The following is a 22,621-nucleotide window of genomic DNA, read 5'->3' as shown; positions in this document are numbered from 1 at the left end:
TACCCCCGGCACGTGACACTGTTGGCGTAGTCGAACCGAGAAACTGACGACCATCGGAGTCCTTGTGTCGCTGCCACCCCTGGTCGAGCCGGCCGCCGAGCTCACCGTAGAAGAGGTCCGCCGGTACTCCCGCCACCTGATCATCCCCGACGTGGGGATGGACGGGCAGAAGCGGCTCAAGAACGCCAAGGTGCTGTGTGTCGGCGCCGGCGGTCTCGGCTCGCCCGCCCTGATGTACATGGCCGCCGCCGGTGTCGGCACGCTCGGCATCGTCGAGTTCGACACCGTCGACGAGTCGAACCTGCAGCGCCAGATCATCCACGGCCAGTCCGACATCGGCCGCTCCAAGGCCGAGTCCGCGCGCGACTCGGTCAAGGAGATCAACCCGCTGGTCGAGGTGATCCTGCACGAGGAGCGCCTCGACAACGACAACGTGATGGAGATCTTCTCCGGCTACGACCTGATCGTCGACGGCACCGACAACTTCGCCACCCGGTACCTGGTGAACGACGCCGCGGTGCTGCTCGGCAAGCCGTACGTGTGGGGCTCCATCTACCGCTTCGACGGCCAGGCCAGCGTGTTCTGGGCCGAGCACGGCCCGTGCTACCGCTGCCTGTACCCGGAGGCCCCGCCGCCGGGCATGGTCCCGTCCTGCGCCGAGGGCGGCGTGCTCGGCGTGCTGTGCGCCTCGATCGGCTCGATCCAGGTCAACGAGGCGATCAAGCTGCTGGCCGGCATCGGCGAGCCGCTGGTCGGCCGACTGATGATCTACGACGCCCTGGAGATGCAGTACCGCTCGGTGAAGGTCCGCAAGGACCCGAACTGCGCGCTGTGCGGCGAGAACCCGACCGTCACCGAGCTGATCGACTACGAGTCGTTCTGCGGTGTCGTCTCGGAGGAGGCCTCGGCCGCCGCCCTCGGCTCCACGATCACCTCCAAGCAGCTCAAGGAGTGGATCGACAACGGCGAGGACATCGACATCATCGACGTCCGCGAGGTCAACGAGTACGAGATCGTCAGCATCCCGGGCGCCCGGCTGATCCCGAAGAACGAGTTCCTGATGGGCAACGCCCTGCAGGACCTGCCGCAGGACAAGCGGATCGTGCTGCACTGCAAGACCGGTGTCCGCTCGGCCGAGGTGCTGGCCGTGCTCAAGTCCGCGGGCTTCGCGGACGCGGTGCACCTGGGCGGCGGCGTGATCGGCTGGGTCAACCAGATCGAGCCGGAGAAGCCCGTCTACTGACGGACGATCGACCCGACAGAGCATCAGCGAACCGCCCGACCAGGGGAATTCCCCCGGTCGGGCGGTTTTGCGTGACCATGGGCGCGGAACAGCACACCTGCGCCGGTCGGGGCGCACACGTTCGAGAGACGGGGGAGCCCCATGGGCAGGCACCTGGTGGTCGGCGCCGGGCCGGTCGGCTCGGCCACCGCACGGCTGCTCGCCGAGCGCGGCGAGGAGGTCGTGGTGGTCACCCGCACCGCCTCCGCCGCCGCCCCGCTGGACGGCGTGCCCCGCCTGCGGTTGGACGCGTCGGACGCACAGGCCCTCGCCGAGGCCGCCGACGGCGCCGCGGTGCTCTACAACTGCGCCAACCCGCCCTACCACCGCTGGCCCGAGGTGTGGCCGCCGCTGGCCGCCTCGCTGCTCGCCGCCGCCGAGCGCAGCGGCGCGGTGCTGGCCACCGTCTCCAACCTGTACGGCTACGGCGCGGTGGACGGGCCGATGAGCCCGGACACGCCGCTGCGGCCGGTCTCCGACAAGGGCGAGGTGCGGGCCGCGATGTGGCGCGACGCGCTGGCCGCGCACCGGGCGGGGCGGGTGCGGGTCACCGAGGTGCGCGGCTCCGACTACCTGGCGGCGAACGCGGCGGGCGTGCTCGACGACCGGGCGTTCTCCCGCGCCCTGGCCGGCCGGAGCGTGCAGGTCCTCGGCGACCCGGCCGCCCCGCACAGCTGGACGGCCCCGCAGGACGTCGCCCGGCTGCTGGCCGTGGTCGGCGCCGACGAGCGCGCCTGGGGCCGGGCCTGGCACGTGCCGAGCAACGCGCCGCGCAGCCAGCGGCAGGTGATCGCCGAGCTGTGCGCGGCCGCCGGGCGGCCCGCCGTGAAGGTCACCGGCATCCCCCGCCCGGTGCTGGCCCTGCTCGGGCTGGTCAACCCGACGATCCGCTCGGCCCGGGGCACCGCCTACCAGTTCGAGCGCCCGTTCGTGCTCGACGACACCGCCACCCGCGAGACCTTCGGCCTGGCGCCGACGCCCTGGGACGAGATGCTCGCCCAGGTCGTCGCCGCGTACCCGTAGGGCCAAGGCCCGGGGCCGGACAAGCCTTAGAGCGCGCTCCTGCGCTGGAGGATGTTGTAGGCGACCCAGCCCGGCAGGACGGGCAGCCAGAAGGTCAGCAGGCGGTACAGGAACACCGCCGGGGTGGCCGCGGTGAGCGGGACGCCGGCTGCGGTCAGGGCGCCGATCAGGGCGATCTCGACCGGGCCGATGCCGCCCGGGGTGGGGATCGCCGAACCGGCCGCGTTGGCGGTCAGGAACACCACGGCGACGGCCGAGTAGGTGACGTGCCCGCCGCCGCCGAACGCCTGCACCGAGGCGTCCAGGCAGGCCGTGAAGGACAGCGTCAGCAGCAGGATGCCGCCGAAGCCGGTGATCAGCTTGCGCGGGGTCTGCATCAGGTCGAGCATCCGCGGGATCACGCCGAAGAGCAGCGAGCGGACCCGGGTCACCACGAACCGGCGCAGCGGGGCGACCGCGGCCACCACCAGGGCGAGCACCGCGGCGGACAGCACCCCGATGATCACCGCCCGGGACGCGCCCAGGTCCCCGTTGGTCTGGGTGCCGGTGATCAGGCCGAAGGCGAACAGCAGCAGCAGGTGGCCGCCGAGCCCGGCCAGCTGGGAGGCGCCCACCGAGGCGGCGGCCTGCACCGGCCGGATCCCGGCCTTCTGCAGGTAGCGGGTGTTCAGCGCGATGCCGCCGACCGCCGCCGGGGCGACCAGCTTCACGAACGACCCCGCGACCTGCGCCGCGACCGTCCGCCCGAACGGCAGCTTCTCCGGGACGAACCCGGTCAGGCTCATCGCCGCCGCCACGTACGAGGCGGCCGCGGCGGCCAGCGCGGCCGCCGCCCAGGCCCAGTTCATCTGGGAGACCTTGAACTGGTCCGGCCGGATCGTGGTCAGCGCCAGGTAGGCGGCGAAGGTCAGCGCCACCAGCATGATCAGCGTCTTCGGCTTGAGCCGCTCCAGCTTGGCCGGGGCCATCGGTGCCTCGGGGGCGATCTGCAGGATCTGCCCGCGCAGCTTGGCCAGCAGGTCCTCGTTGGCCTGCGCGATGTCCTCCTCGGCCTGCTGCTGGGTGCGTTCGCCCGACGCGACCTGCTTGAGCGCCAGCGCCTTCGCGGCGGCCTTCCGCTCCTTGGTCATCCGCTGCAGGTCGCCGCGGGTCTGCCGGCTCAGGCCGACCGGTTGCAGCAGCGGCAGCGCCTCGGCGACCCGGGCCGGGCCGAGCACCTCGGTGGCGGCGGCCACCGCCCGCTCCGGGCCGGTGCGCAGCGCGAAGGTGGTGAGCAGCTGCGCGACGTCGATGCGCAGCGTCAGGTCGCCGGCCGCGATGTCGCCGCCGGACAGGTTGATCAGGCAGCCGGTGCGGTCGTCCACCACCAGCAGGGACTCGCCGGTGAGCCGGCGGTGCGCGATCCGGCGTTCGTGCAGGGTGGACACCGAGGTCCAGAACGAGGCCATCACCGCGTCGGTGACCTCCTCGTCGGCGAGCTCGTCCAGGGTGCGGCCGGCCACGTTCTCGTACACCAGGATCGCGGCGTCCGGGCCGAGTTCGGAGGTGGCGACCAGCTGCGGGGCGCGGGCCCCGGAGGCGGCGGCCGCGTAGGCGATCAGCGCCTCCTGTTCGAGTGCCTGGCGCAGTGACTGCGGGCTGCGGCGGACCGCGACCGAGCGCAGCCGCAGCCGCCGCCAGGCCCGGTAGAAGAAGCCGGAGGCCTGCTGCTCGCGGTCGATGATGTGCACGTCCAGCAGCGGCCCCTGCTGTTGGACGACCAGGTAGCGGCGGGTGCCGCCGGGGCCGTCGGGGGCGGTGTGCGCGGCGGACGGGGTGAAGCCGACCTTGCGCAGGCCGATCATCAGGTGCTGCCCGGTCGGCCGGATGTTCGGCGAGCCGATCGCGTACAGCGTGCCGTACGCGACCGACCAGCCGATCAGCACGGTGAGCAGCAGCGACAGCGGGGTGGTGTAGCCGTTGACGAGTTCGGTCGCGCCGGAGAGGATCACCACGATCCACAGCGCGACCCGCCAGCGCGGTCGGCTCGACATGCCGACGGCCGTCATGTAAGCGATCACCGGGGCGAGGTAGCCGTGCACCGGGTCGGTGAGGGTCTCCTCGTGGCCCGGCGGGAACTGGGTCAGCGCGTTGCGGATCTCCTCGGGGGCGCTGGCCGCGACCCACCAGTCGACGCCCAGCGAGACGCCGTAGGCGAGCACCGAGGCCAGCACGCCGTCGGCGACCCGCAGGCCGTCGCGTTTGATCAGCCGCTCCACCGCGAAGGCCAGCGGCACCGCCAGCACCGCGACCGAGGAGACCAGCGCGGAGATGGTGGACAGCAGGTCGGGGATCCGCTTGGCGTTGACCGTGATGTCGTTCTCGATGCCGCTGGTGGTGGAGACCGCCACCTGCGCCAGCACGAACACCGCGACGATGCCGAGCAGCCCGGCGAGGAAGCGCAGCAGGTCCGAGGGCCGGTGGGCGCGCGGCGGCAGCAGCGGTTCGTCGACCGCCAGGTAGTCGCCGGCCGGTTCCTCGGCCTCGGTCCCTTCCTCGGTCCGCTCGCCGGCGGGATGCCCGCCGGGTTGCTCGTCCTGGTGCTGGCCCGGTCGCTCCGGCGGCCGGTCCGGTGTGCCCGGACGGTCCGACCCGTCGTCCGGCGGCAGCTGAGCGGCCACCGCGTCCTCCCCCGTGTGGTGCGCGTCCCGCGCCCGGTGGCGCAGGTCGACCGGCGGGGCGTCCTGCGCCCGCGGGGCGGAACCGTCGGTGGCGGACTCCTCGGAGCCCTTGTCCACGTTCAATTCAGCCGTCCCGGTCATCTGGTCTTGTTCCCTCGCGTGTCGCACTGCCCCGAAGATGCTGCCATGCCCGGAACGCCGGTGCGGTCCAGGGGCAGTATCCCGCGCGCCGCATCGCTCGCACGGGGTGCTGGAAATCGACCGGATGAGGAAGAATGCGGCGGATGACCGAGCAGGACGAGGTGCCCGAGATCCCGCCGTACGCGGAGGCCGTGCTCGACCTGGCCGAACGGATCCCGCCGGGCCGGGTGATGACCTACGGCGACGTCGCCGAGTACCTGGGCCGCGGCGGCCCCCGCCAGGTCGGCCGGGTGATGGCGATGTACGGCGGTTCGGTGCCCTGGTGGCGGGTGATCCGCGCGGACGGGCGGCCGCTGCCCGGCCACGAGCACCGGGCGCTGCCCGAGTACCGCGCCGAGGGCACCCCGCTGCGCACGGCGGCCGGCGAGCCGCGGGTCGACCTGCGGGCGGCGCGCTGGGACGGGACCGCTCCGGACGCCTGACCGCCCGACCGCCTGACCGGGGAAGGTGCGCCGGAGGGGTCTGTGGGTGCAGGATCGTAGGCTCGATGCGGCGGGCTCGTTCCCCGGAGAGTCCTTCGCCGATCCGCCCGCCACTGAACCGCCGTACGACCCTGGACCGCAGTGACCTCACCGTTCCGCCTGGTGCGCAGCCCCCTCGCGCAGCCCGAACCGCCCGTGCTGGACGCCTTCCAGCAGGCGGTGGTCGAGCACGCGTCGGGGCCGTTGCTGGTGCTCGCCGGGCCCGGCACCGGCAAGACCACCACGCTGGTCGAGGCGGTCGCCCGGCGGATCGCGGAGGGCGCCGCGCCCGACCGTGTGCTGGTTCTCACCTTCAGCCGCAAGGCGGCGATGGAGCTGCGCGACCGGATGACCGCCCGGATCGGCACCACCGTCCCGCAGGCCACCACCTTCCACTCGTTCTGCTACGCCCTGCTGCGCGCCCACCAGCCGCCCGAGGAGTACGCCGAGCCGCTGCGGCTGCTGTCCGGCCCCGAGCAGGACGTGATGGTCCGCGAGCTGCTGGCCGGCGGCGCCGAGGACGCCAGGGCGGGCACCGCGACCATCCGCTGGCCGCTCGACCTGCGGGCCTGCCTGACCACCCGCGGTTTCGCCGACGAGGTCCGCGCGGTGCTCGCCCGCAGCCGTGAGCTCGGTCTCGGCGAGGAGGAGCTGCTGCGCTTCGCGGAGGGCGTCCAGCGCCCCGACTGGGCCGCCGCCGCGCACTTCCTGGCCGAGTACCTTGACGTGCTCGACCTGCGCGGCGTCCTCGACTACGCCGAGCTCGTCCACCGCGCCGTGCTGCTCGCCGAACGCGAGGACGTCGCCGACCGGCTGCGCGACCGCTACGACGTGGTGTTCGTCGACGAGTACCAGGACACCGACCCGGCCCAGGTGCGGCTGCTGCAGCGGCTGGCCGGCGGCGGCCGGGACCTGGTGGCGGTCGGCGACCCCGACCAGTCGATCTACGCGTTCCGCGGCGCCGACGTGAACGGCATCCTGGAGTTCCCCGACGCGTTCCGGCAGACCGACGGCCGGCCCGCCGAGGTCAAGGTGCTGCGGGTGTCCCGGCGCTCCGGAGCGGTGCTGCTGGCCGCCTCCCGGGAGCTCGCCCGCCGGATGCCGATGGGCCGCCTCCCCGCCGACAAGCTCGCCGCGCACCGCGCCCTGCTGCCCTCCCGGGAGGGCGGCGGCGTCGAGGTGTACACCTATCCGACGCCCGGCGCCGAGCTCGACTCGGTCGCCGACCTGCTGCGCCGCGCCCACCTGGAGGACGGCGTCCCCTGGGGCGAGATGGCGGTGCTGGTGCGGGCCGGCTCCCGGTCGATACCGGGCGTGCGCCGCGCGCTGGCCGCCGCCGGCGTGCCGCTGGAGATCGACGGCGACGACCTGCCGCTGCGCGAGGAACCCGCCGTCACCCCGCTGCTGCTGGCCCTGCGGGTGTGCGCCGAGGGCGAGGGCGCGCTGAGCGCCGACCTCGCGCACACCCTGCTCACCGGCCCGCTCGCCGCCCTGGACGGCTCCGACCTGCGCCGGCTCGGCCGCACCCTGCGCGAGGAGGAGCGCCGGGCCCTGGCCGAGGACGGGGTGGCCGGCGTGGTCCGCCCCGCCGAGGAACTCGTCCGCGAGGCGCTGGAGCGGCCCGAGCTGCTCGCCCTGCTGGACGCCCCGTACGCCCGGCGCGCCTACGAGTTCGGCGTGCTGCTGCGCAAGGTCCGCGAGCTGCTGGCGGGCGGCGCGTCCGGCGAGGACGCGCTGTGGGAGCTGTGGGACGGCTCCCGGCGCTGGCGCGAACGCCTGGAGCGGGCCGCGCTGCGCGGCGGCGCGGTCGGCCGCAACGCCGACCGGGACCTGGACGCGCTGTGCGCGCTGTTCGAGACCGCCGCCCGGGCCGAGGAGCGGGTGTCCGGGCACCGCGGCGCGCTCGACCTGCTCGCCGAGGTCGAGGCCCAGGACATCGCCGCCGACACCCTGCACGTGCGCGCCCACCGCCCCGACGCCGTCCGGCTGATGACCGCGCACCGCTCCAAGGGCCTGGAGTGGCGGCTGGTCGTGGTGGCCGGCGTCCAGGAGGGCCTCTGGCCCGACCTGCGCCGCCGCGGCTCGCTGCTGGAGGCCGACCGGATCGGCCGCGACGGCCTCGCCGAGCCGCTGTCGCCCGCCGCGCTGCTCGCCGAGGAGCGCCGGCTGTTCTACGTCGCCGCGACCCGCGCCAAGGAACGCCTGGTGGTCACCGCCGTCAAGGCGCCCGCCGAGGACGGCGACGAGCCGTCCCGGTTCCTGCGCGAGCTGTACCGCGAGACCCTCGATCCGCGCACCGGCCGGGTGCTGGAGCGCGTCCCGCAGGTGAAGGTCGCCGACGTCACCGCCCGGCCGCGCCGCCCGCTCGCGGTGTCCGCGCTGGTCGCCGAGCTGCGCGCGGTCACCGTCGACCCGGCGCGCTCCCCGCAGCTGCGCCGGGCCGCCGCCGAGCGGCTCGCCACACTGGCCGGGGCGCTCGACGAGGAGGGCCGCCCGCTGGTCCCCGCCGCCCACCCCGACCAGTGGTGGGGCCTGGTCGACGCCACCGCCGCGCCGGAGCCGCTGCGCGAGCCCGGGCTGCCGGTGCGGCTGTCCGGCAGCGGCCTGGAGCAGCTGGAGTCCTGTGCGCTGCAGTGGTTCCTGGAGAAGGACGTGAAGGCGGGGCGGACCGCCTCCGCCGCCCAGGGCTTCGGCAACGTGGTGCACGCCCTCGCCGACGAGGTCGGCTCCGGCCGCACCCCCGCCGACCTGGCCGTGCTGATGGAGCGCCTGGACACCGTCTGGGACGCCCTCGCGTTCGACGCGCCGTGGAAGTCCCAGCAGGAGAAGACCGAGGCCCGGGCCGCCCTGGAGCGTTTCCTGCGCTGGCACGTGCTGGAACGCGACCGCACCACCGTCGCCACCGAGCACGGCTTCGACCTCACCCTGGACGTCGGCGGCGTCGCGGTGCGCATCCGCGGCTCGATGGACCGGGTCGAGGCCGACCGGGTGGGCCGCGCGTACGTGGTCGACTTCAAGACCGGCAAGCAGATCCCCACCGACAAGTCGCTGCCCGAGCACCGCCAGCTCGCCGTCTACCAGCTGGCGGTGCGCGGCGGCGCGCTCGACGGCCTGCCCGGCTTCGAGCAGGGCGCCGCCCCCGGCGGCGCCGAACTGGTCCACCTGCGGGAGCCCGCCAAGGGCGACCCGGAGGCCCCCAAGGTGCAGCAGCAGCTGCCGCCCGACGGCGACCCGTGGATCGAGAACCTGCTCGCCGACACCGCCGGCCGGGTGCTCGCCGAGAGGTTCACCCCCACCGCGGGCGAGCGCTGCGGCCGCTGCGCGTTCCGCGGCAGCTGCTCCGCGCAGCGGGACGGCCGGCATGTCGTCGACTGAGCCGTTGAACCACCCGGCCCAGCTCCGCGAACTCCTCGGCATCCCGTTCAACGCCGAGCAGTTGGCGGCCATCGGCGCGCCCATGGCCCCGGGCGTGATCGTGGCCGGCGCGGGCTCCGGCAAGACCACCGTGATGGCAGCCCGGGTGGTCTGGCTGGTCGGCTCCGGCGCGGTGCGCCCCGAGCAGGTGCTCGGCCTGACCTTCACCAACAAGGCCGCGGGCGAGCTCGCCGAACGCGTCCGCGCCTCGCTGCTGCGGGCCGGCGTGCGCGAGGACGACGCGCTCGGCGACCCGCAGATCTCCACGTACCACGCCTTCGCCGGCACCCTGCTCAAGGAGCACGGCCTGCGGCTGGGCATCGAGCCCGACGTCCGGCTGCTCGCCGACGCCACCCGCTTCCAGCTCGCCGCCCGGGTGCTGCGCCAGGCCCGCGGCCCGTACCCGGCGCTCACCGGCACCTTCTCCTCGCTGGTCGCCGAACTGATCGCCCTCGACTCCGAACTGGCCGAGCACCTGGTCGAGCCTTCGCGGCTGCGGGACTGGGACGAGCACCTGCTCGACGAGCTGGCCGTGCTGAAGCTCTCCAACGAGGACCTGCGGGCCGTCCCGAAGGCCGCCCGCGGCCGGCAGGAGCTGCTGCACCTGGTCGAGGACTACCGGGCCCGCAAGCAGAAGCTCGGCCTGCTCGACTTCGGCGACCAGATCGCCGCCTCCGCCCGGCTCGCCCAGCAGCGCCCCGAGGTCGGCCGGCTGCTGCGCGAGCAGTACCGGGTGGTGCTGCTGGACGAGTACCAGGACACCTCGGTCGCCCAGCGCCTGATGCTGGCCGGCCTGTTCGGCGGCTCCGAGAGCGCCGGACACCCCGTCACCGCGGTCGGCGACCCCTGCCAGGCGATCTACGGCTGGCGCGGCGCCTCGGTCGCCAACCTGGACGACTTCCCGCACCACTTCCCGCAGGCCGACGGCAGCCCCGCGCACCGCTTCGCGCTCAGCGAGAACCGCCGCAGCGGCGGCCGGCTGCTCGCCTTCGCCAACGAACTGGCCTTTGACCTACGCGAGATGCACGAGGGCGTGGAGGCGCTGCGGCCCGCGCCCGGCGCCGAACTCGACGGATTCGTGCGGGCCGCGCTGCTGCCCACCCACGCCGAGGAGGTGGACTGGCTGGCCGACTCGATCGCCCACCTGGTGCGCACCGGCACCGCGCCCGGCCGGATCGCCGTGCTCTGCCGGGCCGGCGCCGCCTTCCCCGACATCCACGCCGCGCTGGTGGCGCGGAGCGTCCCGGTCGAGGTGGTCGGCCTCGGCGGGCTGCTGCAACTCCCGGAGGTCGCCGACCTGGTGGCGGTCTGCGAGGTGCTGCAGGACCCGACCGCGAACGCCGCCCTGGTGCGCCTGCTGATCGGCCCGCGCTGGCGGATCGGCCCGCGCGACCTGGCGCTGCTCGGCCGCCGCGCCGCCGACCTGGTGCGCACCGCCCGGCTCGGCGACCAGGACCCCCTCGCCGCCGCCGTCGCCGAGACCGACCCCACCGAGGTGGTGTCGCTGGCCGACGCGCTGGAGACCTTCGTGGACGCCGAGCAGCCCGACGAGCTGCCGTTCTCCCCGGAGGCCCGGGTGCGGTTCGCCCGCTTCGCGCGGGAGATCCGCGACCTGCGCCGGGCGCTGGCCGAGCCGCTGATGGACGTGCTGCACCGGGTGCTGACCGTCACCGGCCTGGAGGTCGAACTCTCCGCCTCCCCGCTGGCGCTGGCCGCCCGCCGCCGGGAGACCCTGCACTCCTTCCTGGACATCGCCGCGTCCTTCGCCGACCTGGACGGCGACCCGGGCCTGGCCGCCTTCCTGGCCTTCCTGCGGGCCGCCCAGGAGTACGAGCGCGGCCTGGACGCCGGGCTGCCCGGCGGCGAGGACACCGTCAAGGTGCTCACCGCGCACAAGTCCAAGGGCCTGGAGTGGGACGTGGTCGCCGTGCCCGGCCTGGTCAAGGGCGGCTTCCCGTCCGGGCAGGGCCGGGAGCGCTGGACCTCCACCCGCAAGGTGCTGCCGCACGCGCTGCGCGGCGACGCCGCCACGCTGCCCGCCGACCCGGCGTGGAACGCCAAGGGCATGGGCCTGTTCAAGAAGGAGATGGCCCACCACGCCGAGGTGGAGGAACTGCGGCTCGGCTACGTCGCGTTCACCCGCCCGAGGTCGCTGCTGCTGGCCTCCGGCCACTGGTGGGGGCCCTCGCAGAAGCGCCGCCGCGGACCGTCGGACTTCCTGCTGAAGCTGCGCGCGCACGCCGAGCGGCCCGGCAACGGCGAGGTCGAGCAGTGGGCCGAGGCGCCGGCGGACGACGCGCAGAACCCGGCGTTCGACGTGTCCGTGGAGACCCCCTGGCCGCTGCCGCTGGACCCGTCCGCGCAGCACGCCCGCCGCCGGGTCGCGGACGTGGTCCGCCACCGCCTGGCCGGTGCGCCCGCAGCCGAGCCGGAGCAGCTGGGGGTGGAGGACCAGCGGCTGGTGGCCTCCTGGGACCGCGACCTGACGGCGCTGCTCGGCGAGTTGGAGCGCTCCCGGCGCACCGTCCGGGAGGTCGAGCTGCCCGCCTCGCTGTCCGCCACCGAGCTGATGCGGCTGGCCGCCGACCCGGACGGCTTCGCCCGCGAACTCGCCCGCCCGATGCCCCGCCCGCCCGCGCCCGCCGCCCGCCGCGGCACCCGCTTCCACGCCTGGGTGCAGGCCCGCTTCGACCAGCCGCTGCTGCTCGGCCCGGACGCGCTGCCCGGCCTGGACGCCGAGGAGATCGAGGGCGAGCGCGACCTGGAGCGCCTCAAGGAGGCGTTCCTGCGCGGCCCGTACGCCGGCCGCACCCCGTACCGGGTCGAGGCGCCGTTCCAACTGGTGCTGGCGGGACGGGTGGTGCGCGGCCGGATCGACGCGGTCTACCGGGACGCGGACGGTGGCGCAGGGTCACCGCGCTACGAGGTGGTGGACTGGAAGACCGGCCGGGAGGACAGCGGCGACCCGCTGCAGCTCGCCGTCTACCGCCTCGCCTGGGCCGAGCAGGCGGGCGTTCCGGTGGAGCAGGTCACGGCCTCGTTCTGCTACGTGCGCAGCGGCCGGATCGAAACACCGTCAGGACTTCCCGGCCGAAAAGAGTTGAGCGATCTTCTGATCGGGAATAGGTAGAAAAGAGTCACTCAGAGCATTCAACCCGTCACGAGATCAAGCGAAACCTGTGCGCCCTGCACGTTTCGTGCCTATTGTGGGGTCGGTAACCGGTCATCCTCCCGTACTCCGGCCGCCGTCAGGGCCCCGACCCCCTGACCTCCCGTCAGACCCGCAGGTGCCGCAGCACCCGCACCTTCCGCTGGAGAGACCGACGTTGAGCGCGACCGGATGGATCAGGGACGTCCTCCACGGCCCCACCCCAGGGCCGGTACCCAACACCGTCACCGGCACATGGCCCAAGACCTCGCACGCCCTGCCGCTGATCGGCATGGCCCTGGTGGTCTCCCTCGACCTGCTGACGAACAGCCAGGTCACCGTCGAACCCGCACTGACCGCCGTCCCCGCCCTCGCCGCCGTCGTCTCCCGGCGGACCTGGTACCCGCTGCTGACCGGCGCGCTCGCCGAGCTGTGCGCCTTCGGCATGGCCTGGTACAACGACGTGCTCGGCCAGTCCGTGCACACCGCCACCGTCGCCGCGATCGTGCTGATCGCCGGCATCGGCCACCTCAGCGCCACCCTCCGGCTGCGTCAGGAACTCGCCCTCGCCGAAGCCCAGTTGGTCGCCGAGGTCGCCCGCCGGGTGCTGCTGCGCCCGGTACCCGAACGGGTCGGGCCGGTGCGCGCCGCGGTCCGCTACGCCGCCGCCGCCGCGCACGCCTCGATCGGCGGCGACCTGTACGAGGTGGTCAACACCCGGCACGGGGTGCGCGCCGTGATGGGCGACGTCCGCGGCAAGGGCCTGGCCGCGGTGGAGACCGCCGCAGCCGTGCTCGGCGCGTTCCGCGAGGCTGCCCACCAGGAGCCCGAGCTGGACCGGGTGGCGGGCTGGCTCGCCGTCAGCCTGGACCGTGCCCTGCACGAGAACGACCACCCCGGCGTGGAGGAGGAGTTCGTCACCCTGGTGCTGCTCGGGGTCCGCCCCGACGGCGCCCTGGAGATCGCCAACTGCGGCCACCCCGCGCCCGTCCTGCTCCGCGGCGAGGACGCGCCCCGGTTGCTGGCCGCCGACGAGACCGTCCCGCCGCTCGGGGTGCTCGACCCCGGCGACGTCTGCCCGCCGCTCCAGCGGCTCGCCGCCGAACCCGGCGACCGCATCCTGCTGTACACCGACGGCGTCATCGAGGCCCGCGACCACCGCGGCGCCTTCTACCCGCTCACCGACCGGCTGCCGCTGCTCGCCGACAGCGGCCCCGTCGAGGTCCTGCGCCGCCTGCACGACGACGTGGTCCGGCACGTCGGGCACAAGCTCGGCGACGACGCGGCCATGCTGATGCTCCAGTTCGACCCGGTGCTGCTGCCCGCCCAGCAGCAGGCCGGGGCTCCGGTCGGGCGGACCCGCTAGCCGGCCCGTCGGACGTCGATCTCCACCACCAGCGGCCGGTGGTCGGACACCCCGGTGCGCGGCGCCGACACCGAGCCGACCGTGCTGCGCGGCACGCCGATGCCCAGGATGTGGTCGAACTGCACGGTCGGCCGGTGCGAGGGGTAGGTGGGGGTGCGGGCCAGGTCGTACCAGCCCTGCAGGCGGGTGCGGCGGGCGGTGCGGACGCGCTCCCGGGCCGCGGTGCGCTGGATCGCGTGCGCCGAGCCGAGCACCGTGCGCGGCACCGCGCCGATCAGGTTGAAGTCGCCGAGCACCAGGTACGGCTGCGGCAGGTCGGCGATCCAACGGCGGATCGCGGCCAGCTGCGCGACGTTCCAGCCCGGCACGAACGACAGGTGCGCGGCGACCACGGTGAACTCCCCGGCCGGTCCGGCCAGCACCGCCGCCAGCGCGGCCCGCGGCTCGTCCGGCACCGCGGTCAGCCCGCGCCGCCCGGCCACCCGCAGCGGCAGCCCGAACGGCGCGGGGGCGAACCGGCGGGCCCGCCAGTGCAGCACCGGCAGCCGGGTCAGCAGCGCCGTGCCGTACGCGGGCCGCTCGGCGCCGTCGTCCGCCTCGGCGGGCCCGTACACCTGGAGGCCCGGGACGGCCGGGTCGGTGACCCAGCCGGCCGAGGGGGCGGGCGTGCCGTGCAGCGCGGCGGCGAAGCGCCAGTCGGCGGCGCCCATCGCCTTGGCGGCGACTGCCGCCTGATCGGTGCGGCCGGAGCGCCGCTGGCCGCGGTCGACCTCCTGGAGGGCGAGCACGTCGGCGTCCAGCGCGGCGACGGCATCGGCCAGCGGGGCGCCCGGCTCGACCGGGTAGGGCGCGGGGCTGCCGTCGGCGGCGACCGGCTGGCCGTGCAGCAGGTTGAACGTGGCGATCCGCAGAGTGGTCACGGAGCCGACCGTACCGGGTGGGGGTGAACGGGACGGCGGCCCCGAACGGCGGGGGCGCGGCTTGAGCCGCCCGACCATACCGGGTATACATACTCGGTATGTCGATCCGTCACGGCCTGCTCGCCCTGCTCGACCAGGGCCCGCGCTACGGCTACCAGCTGCGATCCGAGTTCGAGGCCCGCACCGGGGCGACCTGGCCCTTGAACGTCGGCCAGGTCTACACCACCCTGGGCCGATTGGAGCGCGACGGCCTGGTCGAGTCCGCGGGCGAGGACGACGAGGGCCACCAGTTCTACGCCGTCACCGATGAGGGACGCGTGGAACTGCGCCGCTGGTTCGACACCCCGGTGCCGCGCACCAATCCGCCGCGCGACGAACTGGCGATCAAGCTGGCGATGGCGGTGACCGTCCCGGGAGTGGACGTCACCGGCGTCGTCCAGGGCCAGCGCCGGCACAGCATGAAGGCGCTGCAGGACTACACCCGGCTCAAGGGCCGGGCGCTGGCCGCCGACACCGGCGACGGCGCGGACCTGGCCTGGCTGCTGGTGCTGGAGCAGCTGATCTTCCAGACCGAGGCGGAGATCCGCTGGCTGGACCACTGCGAATCCCGGCTCGGCCAGTACGCCGAGCGACAGGCCGCTGCCACGGCCGAACCCGGCGCCGCGCCGCCCGCGCGCCGCGCCGTCAAGAGCCGCGCCCGCGGCCGCCTCTGAAACTCCTGGGGGAGCGATGACCGAACAACTCAAGCCGGCTCAGCCCGTGCTGCACCTGGACCGGGTGAGCCGGGTGCACGGCCACGGCGCGGCCGAGGTGCACGCGCTGCGCGCCGTCGACCTGAAGGTGTACCCGGGCGAACTGGTCGCCGTGATGGGGCCCTCCGGCTCCGGCAAGTCCACCCTGCTGACCCTGGCCGGCGGCCTCGACAGCCCGAGCGGCGGCCAGGTGCTGGTCGAGGGGATCGTGCTCGGCAGCCTCGACCGCAAGAAGCTCGCCGCGGTCCGCCGCCGCTCCGTCGGCTACGTCTTCCAGGACTACAACCTGATCCCGGCGCTCACCGCCGCCGAGAACATCGCGCTGCCCCGCGAGCTCGACGGGGTGTCCGCCCGCGCCGCCCGCAAGGAGGCGCTCGCCGCGTTGGAGGAGCTCGGCATCGCCGAGCTCGCCGACCGCTTCCCCGACGACATGTCGGGCGGCCAGCAGCAGCGCGTCGCCATCGCCCGCGCCCTGATCGGCGACCGCCGCCTGGTGCTCGCCGACGAGCCCACCGGCGCCCTCGACTCCACCACCGGCGAATCCGTGCTCGCCGTGCTGCGCGCCCGCTGCGACGCCGGCGCCGCCGCCATGATGGTCACCCACGAGGCCCGGCACGCCGCCTGGGCGGACCGGGTGGTGTTCCTGCGCGACGGCCTGCTGGTCGACGAGACCGCCCGGCAGGACGCCGGCACCCTGCTGGTCACCGCCGCCGCCAACGCGCTGAAGGGCAAGGACCAGTGAGGCTGACCGCCTGGCGGGCAGCCCTGCGGATCGCCCGCCGCGACGCCATGCGCGCCAAGGGCCGCAGCGCCCTGGTGGTGGCGATGATCGCGCTGCCGATCCTCGGCGTGGCCGGCGTCGACGTGGTCGCCCGCAGCGCCCAGCTGGAACCGAGCGAGAAGGTCGCCCGGGTGATGGGCACCGCCGACGCCCGGATCGGCGTGGCCCAGCGCGGCGACATCGTGCTGCAGGCGCCCAACCCCGACGACGAGACCCAGGTCGGCGGGCCCGGCCGCGACGGACAGCCGCGGACGAAGACCCCGGAGGAGAAGCGCAGCGCGGACACCGAGCCCGCCGACCTGATCAAGGAACTGCTCCCGGCCGGCACCAAGCTGGTGCCGATGCCCGCCGGGCCGCGCACCACGGTCACCACCAAAGAGGGCCGGATGACGGCCGAGGCCGTCGAGGTCGATCTGTCCGACCCGGTGTGGCACGGCATGGTGAACAGGCTCCGCGGCACCGTCCCGGCCCAGCCGAACGAGATGGCCGCCACCCAGGAGTTCCTGAACCAGTCCGGGCTGCGGCTCGGCGACTCCACCGCGATCCACGGCCTGGAGTCCAAGCCGTTCACCATCACGGCCGTCGTCGAGATCCCCGCCGACCTCAAGCGCGTCGAACTGTTCGCCCGCCCCGGCAGCGTGATCGCCCCGCTGGCGCAGGCCGACCCGGAGCGGGCGGCCGCCCCGGAGAGCCGCGACACCTGGCTGGTCCAGCTGCCCGCCGGAGCGGCCGCGCTGGACTGGCCGAAGGTGCTGGAGCTCAACAAGTACGGCTTGGCGGTCAGCTCCAAGGCCGTCCTGATGGACCCGCCCGCCCGCTCCGAGGTGCCGCTGTACCAGCAGCCCGGGCGGCAGACCTACGGCGGCATCGACAAGATGACCATTGCGATCGTCGGCACCGTGGTCGGCATGGCCCTGCTGGAGATCGTGCTGCTCGCCGGACCGGCCTTCGCGGTCGGCGCCCGCCGCTCGCGCCGCCAGCTCGGCCTGCTCGCCGCCGGCGGCGGCGACCGCGGGCACGTGCGCGCCGTGGTGCTCGGCGGCGGAGTGGTGCTCGGCGTGACCGGCGCGCTGACCGGCCTGGTGCTCGCGATCCTGCTGGTCGCGGTGTTCCGCGACAACGCCGAACAGTTCGCCGGCCGCCGCTTCGGCCACTTCGACCTGCAGCCGCTCGACCTGCTGGCGATCGCCGTGGTCGGCCTGGTCACCGGCCTGCTCGCGGCCGTGGTGCCCGCCTTCCAGGCCGCCCGGCAGGACGTCGTGGTGGCGCTCACCGGACGCGGCGGCACCAAGCCCCCCAGCCGGATCGTCGCCGTGCTCGGCCTGATCATGATCGGCGGCGGCGCCGCCCTGGCGCTGGCCTGCGCGACCACCGGCACCGCCGTGGTCTACGGCCTGCTCGGCGGCTCGGTGATCGCCGAGCTCGGCATGCTGCTGTGCACCCCGATGCTGATCGGCCTGTTCGGCCGGCTCGGCCGCCACCTGCCGCTCAGCCCGCGCCTGGCGCTGCGCGACTCGGTGCGCCACCGCGGCCGCACCGCCCCGGCGGTGGCCGCCGTGATGGCCGCCGTGGCCGGCGCCGTCGCCGTGGGCATCTACACCACCAGCAGCACCGAGCAGCAGCGCCGCGACTACCTGCCGTCGGCGCCCCCGAACACCATCGCGCTGTACGCCGGCTGGGGGCCGACCGCCGACCAGAACCGGCTGCCGATGATGCGCGAGGTGGTCGAGGGCAACATCCCCGACCTCGGCGAGCGCGCCGACGTGTGGGACGCGACGCCGACCGCCAAGTGCAACCCCGGCGCGCCCTGCGGCTGGGTCCAGGTCGTACTGCCGGAGTCCAAGCGCTGCCCGGCCGACGCGGCCCGCACCCCCGAGGAGTTCGAGCGCCTGCACACCGACCCCCGCTGTGCGGTGAACCGGGACCGCGGGGAGCGCCGGAGCACCATGTTCGGCGAAACCCTGGTCGGCGACGCGGCCCTGCTGCACACCCTGTTCGGGGTGCGTGACCAGGCCGCCGAGCAGGCCCTCGCCGACGGCAGGATCCTGGTGTTCCGGCCCGACTACGTGGAGAACGGCAAGGTCGACCTGCTGGTCACCGACCCGTTCGACCAGAAGAAGATGCGCGAGGACAACAACTACCGGCCGGCGGAGCGCCACCTGCTGGCGGACGCGGTCCAGGTGCACGCCCCGACGCCGTTCGGCAACGCCATGATGACCCGCCAGACCGCCGAGAAGATCGGCCTGGGCACCCGGGCGGCCGGCTCGCTCTGGATGCCCGCCGCGGAGCCGTCCGACAAGGCGTACCAGAAGGCCAACGGCTCGCTGGCCAAGCTGGACGACAACGCGATACTCACGGTCGAGCGGGGCTTCCACCCGGACGTCGACCTGATCACCGTCGGCCTGACGGTGTTCGCCGGACTGGTGGCGCTCGGCGCGGCCGGCATCGCCACCGGCCTGGCCGCCGCGGACTCCCAGCAGGACCTCGCCACGCTGGCCGCGGTCGGCGCGAGCGGCGGCATCCGGCGCCGGCTGTCCGGCTTCCAGTGCGGCGTGATCGCCGCGATGGGCTCGGTGCTCGGCCTGTTCTGCGGCGCCGTCCCGTCGATCGCGCTGCGCATCTTCGAGGCGAAGGACCGGGCGAGCTGGCTGCCGCCGGACCAGCCGGCCCCCGACCCGGTGATCGCGATCCCGTGGGCCGAACTGGCCGCCATGGTGGTCGGTCTGCCGGTGGTGGCGGTGCTGCTCGCGGCGCTGCTCACCCGGTCCAGGATCGCGCTGGGCCGCCGGGCCGCCTGAGGCCCGGCGGAGTGAAGGGTGACCGTGCTCACGGCAAGGGTGGGCCGTGGGCACGGACCCGTCCGGGCGAACTAAAGTCGGCCGTATGACGAAAACCCCGGACAGCGCCGTCCGCTCCTTCATCGACCAGCACGAGGACGCCTTCCTGGCCGAGCTCGCCGACTGGCTGCGCATCCCCTCCGTCTCCGCCGACCCCGGCCGGGCCGGAGAGGTCCGCCGCTCCGCCGAGTGGCTGGTCGAGAAGCTGCGTGCGACCGGTTTCCCGGTCGCCGAGGTGTGGGAGACGGACGGGCTGCCCGCGGTCTTCGCCGAGTGGCCGTCCGGCGACGAGGGCGCGCCGACCGTGCTGGTCTACGGCCACCACGACGTGCAGCCCGCCGCCAAGGAGGACGGCTGGGACACCGAGCCGTTCACACCCACCGTGATCGGCCGCCGGCTGTACGCGCGCGGCGCCGCCGACGACAAGGGCCAGGTCTTCTTCCACACCCTCGGCGTGCGCGCCCACCTCGCCGCCACCGGCCGCACCGCGCCGGCCGTCAACCTCAAGCTGCTGATCGAGGGCGAGGAGGAGTCCGGCTCGCCGAACTTCGCCGCCCTGGTGCGCCGCGAGGCCGACCGGCTCGCCTCCGACGTGGTGATCATCTCCGACACCGGCATGTGGTCCGAGACCACCCCGACCGTGTGCACCGGCATGCGCGGCCTGGCGGACTGCCAGATCGACCTGTACGGCCCGGACAGCGACATCCACTCCGGCTCGTTCGGCGGCGCCGTCCCCAACCCGGCCGACGTGGCCGCCGCGCTCGCCGCCGGCCTGCACGACGAGGACCGCAGGGTCGCGGTGCCCGGCTTCTACGACGGCATCGTCGAACTCACCGACGAGGAGCGGGCGCTGTTCGCCGAACTGCCCTTCGACGAGGCGCAGTGGCTGAAGGTCGCCAAGTCGTACGGCACCCAGGGCGAGGCCGGCTACAGCACCCTGGAGCGGGTCTGGGCCCGGCCGACCGCCGAGGTCAACGGCATCTGGGGCGGCTACACCGGCCCCGGCGGCAAGACCATCGTCCCGGCCGAGGCGCACCTGAAGCTGTCCTTCCGGCTGGTCGCCGGCATGGAGGTGGAGAAGGTCCGGGAGTCCGTCGCCGCCTGGGTTTCCGAGCAGGTCCCGGCGGGCATCCGGTACGAGGTCGTCTTCCCCGGAGCGACCCGCCCGTGCCTGACGCCGCTGGACCACCCCGCCCTGCAGTCCACCGTCCGGGCGATGGGCCGGGCCTTCGAACAGAAGATCCTGTTCACCCGTGAGGGCGGCTCCGGACCGGCCGCCGACCTGCAGGACGTGCTGGGCGCGCCGGTGCTGTTCCTGGGCATCTCGGTGCCCTCGGACGGCTGGCACTCCATCAACGAGAAGGTGGAGCTCGACCTGCTCCGCAAGGGCGTCGAGACCTCCGCGTACCTGTGGGGCGACCTCGCGGAGAACTTCCGGCCGTGAGCGCCCGTCCCGAACCGACACCGCACCTGCCGCACCTGCCCTACCGAAGCGAACGGGGATGGACGAGTTTGAGCAGCGCCCCTGACACGAAGCACCTCGCGCTGGCCCACGCGGGGGTGGACCGGGCGGCGCACCGCCGGCTGGACGAGCCGTGGCTGGCCGCGGCCTGGAGCCACCCCACCACCAAGGTGCTGCCGATCGCCGGCGGGGAGGCGTTCGTGGTGGACACCGGCAGCGGCACCGAACTGGTGCTGCTGCCCTCCTTCGAGGCCCCGCAGAGCGGCGACCGGTACTTCCTGGGCACCGACGACGACGGCGTCCACCACTTCGCGCTGGACTGCGAGTCGCTGCCCGGCCGACTGGACGGCGACGCCCGCCCGGCCGGGCTGCGGGAGGTCGGCGGCTCGCTCTCCGACCGGGACGCGGGGCTGCTGGTGCACGCGGTCGCCTTGGAGCACTGGCACCGGCTGCACACCTTCTGCTCCCGGTGCGGCCACCGCACCGAGAAGGCCGGGGCCGGCCACCTGCGCCGCTGCACCTCCTGTGCGGCCGAGCACTACCCGCGCACCGACCCGGCGGTGATCATGCTGATCACCGACGGCGAGGACCGCTGCCTGCTGGGCCGTCAGGCGCTCTGGCCGGAGGGCCGCTGGTCCACGCTGGCCGGGTTCGTCGAGCCCGGCGAGTCGATCGAGCAGACGGTCGGCCGCGAGGTGTTCGAGGAGGCCGGCGTCCGGGTCGCCGAGGTCGAGTACGTGGCCAGCCAGCCCTGGCCGTTCCCGTCCAGCCTGATGCTGGGCTTCCTCGGCCGGGCCCACCCGGACGGCACCGGGATCACCGTGGACGGCGAGGAGCTGTCCGAGGCCCGCTGGTTCACCCGGGAGGAACTGCGGGCGGGCATGGCGGCCGGCGAGATCCTGCCGCCGTCCGGCATCTCGATCGCCCGGTACCTGGTCGAGATCTGGTACGGCGAACCGCTGCCGGCGGCCGCCCGCTGGTGAGCGAACGGTCACCGCAGGGGCGCGCGGAGCATTCCGCGCGCCCCTGCGGTGCTACCGGCCGACCCGGCCGACTCGCCGGGTCCCGCTCCGCCGACCGGAAGTGTTCGAACCCGGTGGGGCGGAATCGCCGGGGTGTTCCGAACAGCGCCCCGGCCGGTGTTGCCGGGTTCCGCTGAAATGCCACAAACGGCCTGACTACATTCGCTCGCGTGACGAATCCCCGCGCCGCCGCGACCCCGCCCAAGTACCAGCGCCTCGCCGCCGACCTTCGCCACCGCATCGACTCCGGCGAGTGGGACGGCGACGGCCGGCTCCCCGTCGAGAGCGACCTGGAACAGCAGTACGGGGTGGCCCGCAACACCGTCCGCCTCGCCGTCGACGTCCTGGTCAACGAGGGCCGGGTGGTGCGCGTCCAGGGCAAGGGCACCTACCTGCGCCGGCGCTCCCGGTACGACCACCGGGTCTACACCCGGCCGCACCGCCGCGGCGCCCTGCCGATGGGCGGCGCGGAGTACGCCGCCGAGGCCCGCGCGGCCGGGGTGGACCTCAGCTTCGAGTACGAGGTGTGGGCCGTCCGGGCCCGCCGCGACATCGCCGACTGGCTCGGCCTCCGGCCCGAGGACAGCGTCATGATGCGCCGTCAGCTCTGCCGCGTCGCCCAGGAGCCGTACGCCATCGAGGACAGCCACTACCGGCCCGGACTGGCCGCCGGCACCGCGCTGATGGAGGACCTGCCCGCCCCCGGCGGCGACGAGCGGACGCTGGCCGACCTCGGCCGCACCGAGACCGCCGCCACCGACCACCTCACCGCCCGGATGCCCGACCCCGCCGAAGCCGCCTGGTTCGAACTCGGCCCGGGCGTGCCGCTGCTGGTCAACACCCGCGTCACCCGCGACCGGCGCGGCCCGATCCGGGTGGTGGAGACCCGCTACGCCGCCGACCGGGCCCGGCTGCTCTACGAACTCGGCGACCGGGCCCCGGCCGACTGAGTCGGAGCGGGGCCCGGCCGCCGGGCCGTCCCTCGGGTGGTCAGACCAGCGCGGCCTGGACCTGGCGCAGGCTCGGGTTGGTCATCACGCTCTGCTCGCCGGAGGCGCCGACCACGACGACCGTCGGCACCGTCTGGTTGCCGTCGTTCACCGACTCCACGTAGGACGCCGAGGACGGGTCCTGCTCGATGTTGATCTCGGTGTAGGCGATGCCCTCGCGGTCCAGCTGGCTCTTGAGGCGGTTGCAGTAGCCGCACCAGGTCGTGCTGTACATCGTGACGGTGCCGGACATGGTGAGGGACTCCTTCGGTCGACGGACTGGGCGGGCAGCCCACGGATCAA

At 74.4% G+C, this 22,621-nt stretch carries 15 protein-coding genes; 12 read left to right on the top strand and 3 right to left on the bottom strand.

Annotated elements, in window-relative coordinates:
* The first annotated feature begins 64 nt into the window (after window positions 1-64).
* Both moeZ and ACI1MP_RS15270 read left to right on the top strand, forming a co-directional pair.
* Entirely contained in the window at window positions 65-1,243 is a 1,179-nt protein-coding gene (gene moeZ / locus ACI1MP_RS15275; protein ID WP_043915930.1) for an adenylyltransferase/sulfurtransferase MoeZ, read from the top strand.
* Window positions 1,244-1,384: 141 nt separating this feature from the next.
* Entirely contained in the window at window positions 1,385-2,305 is a 921-nt protein-coding gene (locus ACI1MP_RS15270) for an NAD-dependent epimerase/dehydratase family protein (RefSeq protein WP_380335226.1), read from the top strand.
* Between the two features lie 26 nt (window positions 2,306-2,331).
* Here ACI1MP_RS15270 and ACI1MP_RS15265 read toward each other — a convergent pair whose 3' ends face one another.
* Complete coding sequence (locus ACI1MP_RS15265; RefSeq protein WP_380335228.1) at window positions 2,332-5,106, bottom strand: lysylphosphatidylglycerol synthase domain-containing protein; 2,775 nt, start codon at window positions 5,104-5,106, stop codon at window positions 2,332-2,334.
* Between the two features lie 143 nt (window positions 5,107-5,249).
* On the opposite strand from ACI1MP_RS15265, the gene ACI1MP_RS15260 reads away from it, so the two are divergent.
* The 4 genes from ACI1MP_RS15260 to ACI1MP_RS15245 all read left to right on the top strand — a co-directional run bounded on the left by ACI1MP_RS15260 (window position 5,250) and on the right by ACI1MP_RS15245 (window position 13,555).
* Complete coding sequence (locus ACI1MP_RS15260; RefSeq protein ID WP_100588103.1) at window positions 5,250-5,588, top strand: MGMT family protein; 339 nt, start codon at window positions 5,250-5,252, stop codon at window positions 5,586-5,588.
* Between the two features lie 141 nt (window positions 5,589-5,729).
* Window positions 5,730-9,002: an ATP-dependent helicase gene (locus ACI1MP_RS15255; protein WP_380335232.1), complete on the top strand. Its 3,273-nt coding sequence runs from the start codon at window positions 5,730-5,732 to the stop codon at window positions 9,000-9,002.
* Window positions 8,989-12,171, top strand: coding sequence for a UvrD-helicase domain-containing protein (locus ACI1MP_RS15250; protein WP_404868846.1), 3,183 nt, complete (start codon window positions 8,989-8,991; stop codon window positions 12,169-12,171). The genes ACI1MP_RS15255 and ACI1MP_RS15250 overlap by 14 nt, the downstream gene beginning before the upstream one ends.
* Window positions 12,172-12,367: 196 nt before the next feature.
* Window positions 12,368-13,555 (top strand): PP2C family protein-serine/threonine phosphatase, encoded by a 1,188-nt coding sequence (locus ACI1MP_RS15245; protein ID WP_189271042.1) that lies wholly within the window; start codon window positions 12,368-12,370, stop codon window positions 13,553-13,555.
* On the opposite strand, the gene ACI1MP_RS15240 is transcribed toward ACI1MP_RS15245, so the two are convergent.
* A complete protein-coding gene (locus tag ACI1MP_RS15240; RefSeq protein ID WP_380342716.1) occupies window positions 13,552-14,475 on the bottom strand; it encodes an endonuclease/exonuclease/phosphatase family protein in 924 nt (307 codons plus the stop codon). The genes ACI1MP_RS15245 and ACI1MP_RS15240 overlap by 4 nt on opposite strands.
* A gap of 98 nt (window positions 14,476-14,573) precedes the next feature.
* Between ACI1MP_RS15240 and ACI1MP_RS15235 the strand changes: the two genes are divergently transcribed.
* From ACI1MP_RS15235 to ACI1MP_RS15210, 6 genes are all read left to right on the top strand, one after another.
* Window positions 14,574-15,188, top strand: coding sequence for a PadR family transcriptional regulator (locus ACI1MP_RS15235; protein ID WP_380342719.1), 615 nt, complete (start codon window positions 14,574-14,576; stop codon window positions 15,186-15,188).
* Window positions 15,189-15,204: 16 nt separating this feature from the next.
* Window positions 15,205-15,969, top strand: a complete 765-nt coding sequence (locus tag ACI1MP_RS15230) for an ABC transporter ATP-binding protein (protein ID WP_380342722.1) — start codon at window positions 15,205-15,207, stop codon at window positions 15,967-15,969.
* Window positions 15,966-18,806, top strand: a complete 2,841-nt coding sequence (locus ACI1MP_RS15225; protein WP_404868845.1) for an FtsX-like permease family protein — start codon at window positions 15,966-15,968, stop codon at window positions 18,804-18,806. The genes ACI1MP_RS15230 and ACI1MP_RS15225 overlap by 4 nt, the downstream gene beginning before the upstream one ends.
* An 85-nt stretch (window positions 18,807-18,891) precedes the next feature.
* Window positions 18,892-20,289, top strand: coding sequence for a dipeptidase (locus tag ACI1MP_RS15220; RefSeq protein WP_189271039.1), 1,398 nt, complete (start codon window positions 18,892-18,894; stop codon window positions 20,287-20,289).
* Between the two features lie 68 nt (window positions 20,290-20,357).
* Window positions 20,358-21,290, top strand: coding sequence for an NAD(+) diphosphatase (nudC, locus tag ACI1MP_RS15215; RefSeq protein WP_380342728.1), 933 nt, complete (start codon window positions 20,358-20,360; stop codon window positions 21,288-21,290).
* A gap of 209 nt (window positions 21,291-21,499) precedes the next feature.
* Window positions 21,500-22,279: a GntR family transcriptional regulator gene (locus ACI1MP_RS15210; RefSeq protein WP_189271037.1), complete on the top strand. Its 780-nt coding sequence runs from the start codon at window positions 21,500-21,502 to the stop codon at window positions 22,277-22,279.
* Between the two features lie 40 nt (window positions 22,280-22,319).
* On the opposite strand, the gene ACI1MP_RS15205 is transcribed toward ACI1MP_RS15210, so the two are convergent.
* Window positions 22,320-22,571 carry a mycoredoxin gene (locus ACI1MP_RS15205; protein WP_043915941.1) on the bottom strand — a complete coding sequence of 84 codons (252 nt, stop codon included), beginning with the start codon at window positions 22,569-22,571 and terminating at the stop codon, window positions 22,320-22,322.
* Window positions 22,572-22,621 lie beyond the last annotated feature (50 nt).

Origin of the sequence: Kitasatospora griseola, from assembly GCF_044999035.1 — a bacterium.
Lineage (GTDB): Bacteria > Actinomycetota > Actinomycetes > Streptomycetales > Streptomycetaceae > Kitasatospora > Kitasatospora griseola.
This window is presented reverse-complemented; position numbering and strand designations above follow the sequence as displayed.

Coding starts and splice junctions, on each gene's coding strand:
- ACI1MP_RS15270 (WP_380335226.1), top strand. CDS start 1,385: ATGGGCAGGCACCTGGTGGTCGGCGCCGGGCCGGTCGGCTCGGCCACC.
- ACI1MP_RS15265 (WP_380335228.1), bottom strand. CDS start 5,106: ATGACCGGGACGGCTGAATTGAACGTGGACAAGGGCTCCGAGGAGTCC.
- ACI1MP_RS15260 (WP_100588103.1), top strand. CDS start 5,250: ATGACCGAGCAGGACGAGGTGCCCGAGATCCCGCCGTACGCGGAGGCC.
- ACI1MP_RS15250 (WP_404868846.1), top strand. CDS start 8,989: ATGTCGTCGACTGAGCCGTTGAACCACCCGGCCCAGCTCCGCGAACTC.
- ACI1MP_RS15235 (WP_380342719.1), top strand. CDS start 14,574: ATGTCGATCCGTCACGGCCTGCTCGCCCTGCTCGACCAGGGCCCGCGC.
- ACI1MP_RS15230 (WP_380342722.1), top strand. CDS start 15,205: ATGACCGAACAACTCAAGCCGGCTCAGCCCGTGCTGCACCTGGACCGG.
- ACI1MP_RS15220 (WP_189271039.1), top strand. CDS start 18,892: ATGACGAAAACCCCGGACAGCGCCGTCCGCTCCTTCATCGACCAGCAC.
- ACI1MP_RS15205 (WP_043915941.1), bottom strand. CDS start 22,571: ATGTCCGGCACCGTCACGATGTACAGCACGACCTGGTGCGGCTACTGC.